Source organism: Xanthobacter sp. BG11Y11_SDJG (assembly GCF_057364445.1).
This window is the reverse complement of the sequence record NZ_JBNFNU010000314.1, coordinates 1-5,036: the sequence shown is the minus strand read 5'-3', so window position 1 is coordinate 5,036 and position 5,036 is coordinate 1. Positions and strand designations below refer to the sequence as shown.

Annotated in this window: 4 protein-coding genes and 1 pseudogene; 1 reads left to right on the top strand and 4 read right to left on the bottom strand. The window is 72.6% G+C overall.

The annotated features are described in order from the left end of the window. The 4 genes and pseudogenes from AC2W7M_RS19550 to acuR form a co-directional block, all read right to left on the bottom strand. A pseudogene (locus tag AC2W7M_RS19550) lies at window positions 1-526 on the bottom strand (VWA domain-containing protein); the annotation flags it as partial. Window positions 527-555: 29 nt separating this feature from the next. Next, complete coding sequence (locus tag AC2W7M_RS19545) at window positions 556-1,482, bottom strand: AAA family ATPase (protein WP_486134218.1); 927 nt, start codon at window positions 1,480-1,482, stop codon at window positions 556-558. Between the two features lie 120 nt (window positions 1,483-1,602). Continuing rightward, complete coding sequence (gene acuI, locus AC2W7M_RS19540; RefSeq protein WP_486134216.1) at window positions 1,603-2,583, bottom strand: acrylyl-CoA reductase (NADPH); 981 nt, start codon at window positions 2,581-2,583, stop codon at window positions 1,603-1,605. Between the two features lie 41 nt (window positions 2,584-2,624). Next, entirely contained in the window at window positions 2,625-3,260 is a 636-nt protein-coding gene (gene acuR / locus AC2W7M_RS19535) for an acrylate utilization transcriptional regulator AcuR (protein WP_486134214.1), read from the bottom strand. Window positions 3,261-4,252: 992 nt separating this feature from the next. Here acuR and AC2W7M_RS19530 point away from each other — a divergent pair. Next, window positions 4,253-4,741, top strand: coding sequence for a c-type cytochrome (locus AC2W7M_RS19530; protein ID WP_486134213.1), 489 nt, complete (start codon window positions 4,253-4,255; stop codon window positions 4,739-4,741). Window positions 4,742-5,036: the final 295 nt, after the last annotated feature.

Sequence of the window (5,036 nt, the reverse complement as noted above, 5' to 3'; positions counted from 1 at the left end):
GGCGAGGCGCCGGGGTGCGGGCGCGGTCGTCGGGCATTTTGAGCGCGGCGATGCGCCGGCGCGCCGCGGCCAGTTCGGCGGCCGACATCTGCGCGAAATCCCGGGTGCGCAGCACGTCCTCGCTGGAGGCGAGCAGGCGGGCCTCCACTTCGAGCCTGGGCGGGGCGTCGGGCCTCTTCTCCTCACCGATGCCGGAGAACAGCGCCTCCTCCACCCGCCGCAGGACGCTTTCACGCTTCTCCTCGCGCGCGGGCACGGCGGCAGGGGAGAGCAGCGCGATCAGGCGCTCCTGGTGGCCGCGCTTCTTCCAGAACAGGCGGAACGCCTGGTCGAACACAAGGCTGTCCTCGTGGCGCGAGACCAGCACCGCATGGAGCGTCCAATAGAGGTCGTCCCTCGTGCGACGCCGGCCGCCTCCACCGCCGCCACCGCATCGAGGATGTCGCCCCGGCCCCACCTTCATGCCGGCGGCGCGCAGCGCACGGCCGAAGAAGGCGATGTTGTCGGCGAGCCGGCCGCCGGGCACGGGCGCAGCAGGGGCCGCCCCCCGCTCGGTCACAGCGCCGCGGCCCGCGTGCGCGCCTCGACGACCAGGCGCTCGATCACCGGCGCGGAGGTCTTGGCGATGTCGTCCTGGTACTTGAGCAGCACGCCCAGCGTGTCGCCCACCGTGGCGGGATCGAGCGCCACGGCGTCCAGTTCCACCAGCGCCGCGGCCCAGTCCAGCGTCTCGGCGACGCCCGGCACCTTGAAGAGGTCCTCGCGCCGCAGCGCCTCCACGAAGCCCACCACCTGGGCCGAGAGCCGCGCCGGCACGCCGGGCAGGCGGGCGCGCAGGATGGCGAGCTCGCGCGCGGCGTCGGGATAGTCCACCCAGTGGTAGAGGCAGCGCCGCTTCAGCGCGTCGTGGATCTCGCGCGTGCGGTTGGAGGTGAGGACGACGATGGGCGCCGCCGCGGCCTTCACCGTCCCGAGCTCCGGGATCGTCACCTGGAAGTCGGAGAGCACTTCCAGCAGGAACGCCTCGAACGCCTCGTCGGTGCGGTCCAATTCGTCCACCAGCAGCACCGGCGGGCCTTCCGCGTGGGGCTCCAGCGCCTCGAGCAGCGGCCGGCGCAGCAGAAAACGCTGCGAGAACACGTCGGCGGCGATGGCGTCCTTGTCGCGCTCGCCGGCGGCCTCGGCGAGGCGGATGGCGATCATCTGCCCGGCATAGTTCCAGTCATAGACCGCGGCGGAGAGGTCGAGCCCCTCATAGCATTGCAGGCGGATGAGGCGGCGCCCCAGCGCGGCGGCGAGCGTCTTCGCCACCTCGGTCTTGCCGACCCCGGCCTCGCCCTCCAGCAGCAGCGGCCGGCCCATGCGCAGCGCCAGGAACACCACGGTCGAGAGCGCGCGGTCGGCCACGTAGCCGGCCGCCCGCAGCAGGTCGCCGGCGGCGTCGATGGAGGCGGGCAACGGCGTGCGAGGGGATGTGCTCATGGGGGCAAAATCTAGAGCGAACGGACCGCCCCGGGGGGAAAAGGGGGGCGGCCCTGCGCCGCTCCCGCCGGGTCACGCCCTCGCCCTTGCGGGCGAGGGCGCCGTTGCCGAACCGGCGGCTCAGGGCGCGATCTCCACCACCACGCGGCCGCGCACCTTGCCGTCGAGGATGTCGGCGCCCTTGGCGATCACCTCGTCGAGGGGGACGGTGGTGGTCATGGCGGCGAGCTTGGCATGGTCGAGGTCGCGCGCGAGGCGCGCCCACGCCTCCAGGCGCCGGGCCTTGGGCGCCATCACCGAATCGATGCCGAGCAGCGCCACGCCGCGCAGGATGAAGGGCGCCACCGAGGTGGGCAGGTCCATGCCGCCGGCGAGGCCGCAGGCGGCGATGGCGCCGCCATAGCGCGTCATGGCCAGCAGATTGGCGAGCGTGTTGGTGCCGACGGAATCGACGCCCGCCGCCCAGCGCTCCTTGGCGAGCGGCCGGGCAGGGCCGGACAGCTCCTGCCGGGCGATGATCTCCTTGGCGCCGAGGCCCTTGAGATAGTCCGCCTCCTGCTCGCGGCCGGTGGAGGCGATGACGTGCCAGCCGGCGCCCGCCAGGAGCGAGATGGCGACCGAGCCGACGCCGCCGGCCGCGCCCGTGACCACCGCCGGGCCGTGCTCGGGCGTGAGGCCGTGGCGCTCCAGCGCCATCACCGAGAGCATGGCGGTGTAGCCGGCGGTGCCGATGGCCATGGCCTGGGCCGGGGAGAGCCCGGCGGGCAGGGGCACCAGCCAGTCGGCCTTCACGCGCGACTTCTCCGCATAGGCGCCGAGATGGGTCTCGCCGGTGCCCCAGCCGTTCAGGATCACGGCGTCGCCCGGCTTGAAGGCGTCGCTGTCGGAGTGCTCCACCACGCCGGCGAAGTCGATGCCGGGGATCATGGGAAAGCGGCGCACCACCGGCCCGCGGCCGGTGAGCGCGAGGCCGTCTTTGTAGTTCAGCGTCGAGTGGGTGACGCGGACGGTGACGTCGCCGTCCATCAGGTCGGCTTCCTCGAACGTCTTGAGGGCGACGCTCTGTCCGGCGTCTGTCTTCTCCACGACGATGGCGCGCATGATGTCTCCTTGCGTTTCCAGTTGGGTGGCGGTCCGCGATGCTATCCGCGCACCAGGGCGAAGAAGCCCTCGGCGAAGGTGCGCAGCGGGTCGTTGGTGCGTTCCAGCTTGGCCCGCAGCACCGCGCCCTCCCAGCCGATCCAGAAGAAAGCGGCGAGCTGGTCCGGGTTGCGGTCGGGATCGATCTCGCCGGCCGCCTGGGCGCGGGCAAGGCAGGCGGCGGTGCGCGCCTGCCAGTCGGCGAACACATCGGCGAGCCGGCGGCGGAAGGCCTCGGGCAGCGCCCCCATCTCCTGGCCGAGATTGCCCACCAGGCAGCCGCGCCGGAAATCGTGCCGCGCCATCGAAGCCTCGGCCGAGCGGGTGAAGGCCTCCAGCCGCGCCAGCGGCGTCAGGGTCTCGTCGGCGAAATGGCGGTCGAGGCGGGCGGCGAAATAGGCGGCGTAGCGGTCGATCAGCTCGGCGCCGAACGCCTCCTTGCTCTTGAAGTAGTGATAGAAAGACCCCTTGGGCACGCCGACCCCGCTCAGCACCTCGTCGATGCCGGTCGCGGAGAAGCCCTTCTCCGTGAGCGCCACCAGTCCGGCGCGCACCAGCGTCTCGCGGGTGTCGCTCGGGGCGTCGGGCGCCTTCGGCGGGCGACCGCGCTTGCGCGGCGGGGAGGTGGCGGCGTCCATGGGCAAATAATTAGACCGACCGTCTAATAAATTCAAGCGCGCCCTGTGTGCGGCAGGCCATCCTCGCCCCGTCATGCCCCGGCGCGGCCGTGGCTTCCGCCGGGCCGCCACCCTGCCGCCGAAGCCCAATCGCCGGCCCGGCCGCGGAGTGGATCCCCCGGACAAGCCGGGGGATGACGCCTGATGAGCGGGGGAGCAGGCTGTTCCGGCGGACCCATTTCCGCATCGTCATGCCCCGGCTTGTCCGGGGCATCCACCAAGCCGCCACCCTGCCGCCGAAGCCCAATCGCCGGCCCGGCCGCGGCATGGATCCCCGGACGAGTCGGGGAATGACGGCGGTCCAAGAAGAGTAGGGCTTTCCCGTCCAAACCGCCGTCATGCTCCGGCTTGACCGGAGCATCCATGCATCCTGCCTCGCGCCGCACCCGGCCGAGGGATGGGCCCTCCGGTCAAGCCGGAGGGCGACGGCGGGGCGAGGGGCGAGGGCGGGGAAATCTCACCCCCGTCATGCCCCGGCTTGTCCGGGGCATCCACCAAGCTGCTTGCGCGCGGCGTCAGGACGTGTCGGCTGGCCTGGTCGCCGCCTGGATTCCCCGACGCGCCGGGGCATGACATGCTCGCAGACGATGCGGATGCAGGAGGGATCATGCTCGGACGGCTCATGGCGGCGCTCGCCTGCGCGCTCGCTCTCATCCTTCTCGGGGCGCCGGCGCGGTCAGAGCCGGTTCTCTCTCTGAAGGCGGATGGCGCGGCGCGCACCTATACCGCCGCCCAATTGCTCGCCCGGCCGGATGCGGTGTCGGTGACGGTGCCCTCCGACATCGCCTATGGCGGACGCGCGACCTACCGCGCCGTGCCGGTGCTCGCGCTCCTGAAGGAGGCCGGCATCCCGACCGACGCGCCCATCGAGGTGAAGGCGCTCGACGGCTTCGTCGCCCATTATCCCGCCGGCCTCTTCGACGGAGGGGCGGCCCGGACGCGCGCGCGCCTTCGTGGCGGTGGAGCCGCAGCACGCGCCCTGGCCGAAGCTCAAGGGAAAGACCGCCACCGCGGGGCCGTTCTACATCGTCTGGCAGAACCCGCATGCCGGGCGCGTCAGCAGCGAGCACTGGGCCTATCAGGTGGCGAGCATCGAGAGCGCGCTCGACCCGCTGGTGCGCTGGCCGCAGATCGATGTCGCGCCTTCGTTTCCCGCCGATGCGCCGGCGCGGCGCGGCCTCACGGTCTTCATCCACCATTGCATGCCGTGCCACCAGATGAACGGCGGCGGCGAGAGCACCATCGGCCCGGACCTCAACCTGCCCATGAACCCGACGGAATACTTCCGGCCCGAGGCGCTGCGCACGCTCATCCGCGATCCGGCGGCGGTGCGCACCTGGCCCGAGCGGCGCATGCCGGGCTTCGACGCCGCCATCATCCCGGAGCGGGACCTTGGTGACCTGATCGCCTATCTCGACGCCATGCGCCATCGGCGCCCGTGACGAACGGCCCGCCACTCCGGGGGCGTGCCGGGACGAGGCGGGCGATGGCGGCAGCAAGAGCGGGGGGGCGCCCGCTAGGCGGCCGCCGCCTCCAGCGCCGCCTCGAGACGCTCCAGCGCCGCGGCGAACTCGGCATCGGTGACGGTCAGCGCGGGCACAGGGTCAGCACCTTGCCGCCGCCCACCTTGAAGGAGAGGCCGCGCTCCAGCGCCGCATACATCACCCGGTCGGCGCGCGCCTCGGCCGCAAGGCCGGCATGCGCGCGCAGCTCGACGCCGAAGAAGGCGCCGATGCG

Bases quoted from the DNA above. Each gene is read 5' to 3' on its own strand.
- acuR (WP_486134214.1), bottom strand. From the start codon at position 3,260: ATGGACGCCGCCACCTCCCCGCCGCGCAAGCGCGGTCGCCCGCCGAAG.
- acuI (WP_486134216.1), bottom strand. From the start codon at position 2,583: ATGCGCGCCATCGTCGTGGAGAAGACAGACGCCGGACAGAGCGTCGCC.
- AC2W7M_RS19545 (WP_486134218.1), bottom strand. From the start codon at position 1,482: ATGAGCACATCCCCTCGCACGCCGTTGCCCGCCTCCATCGACGCCGCC.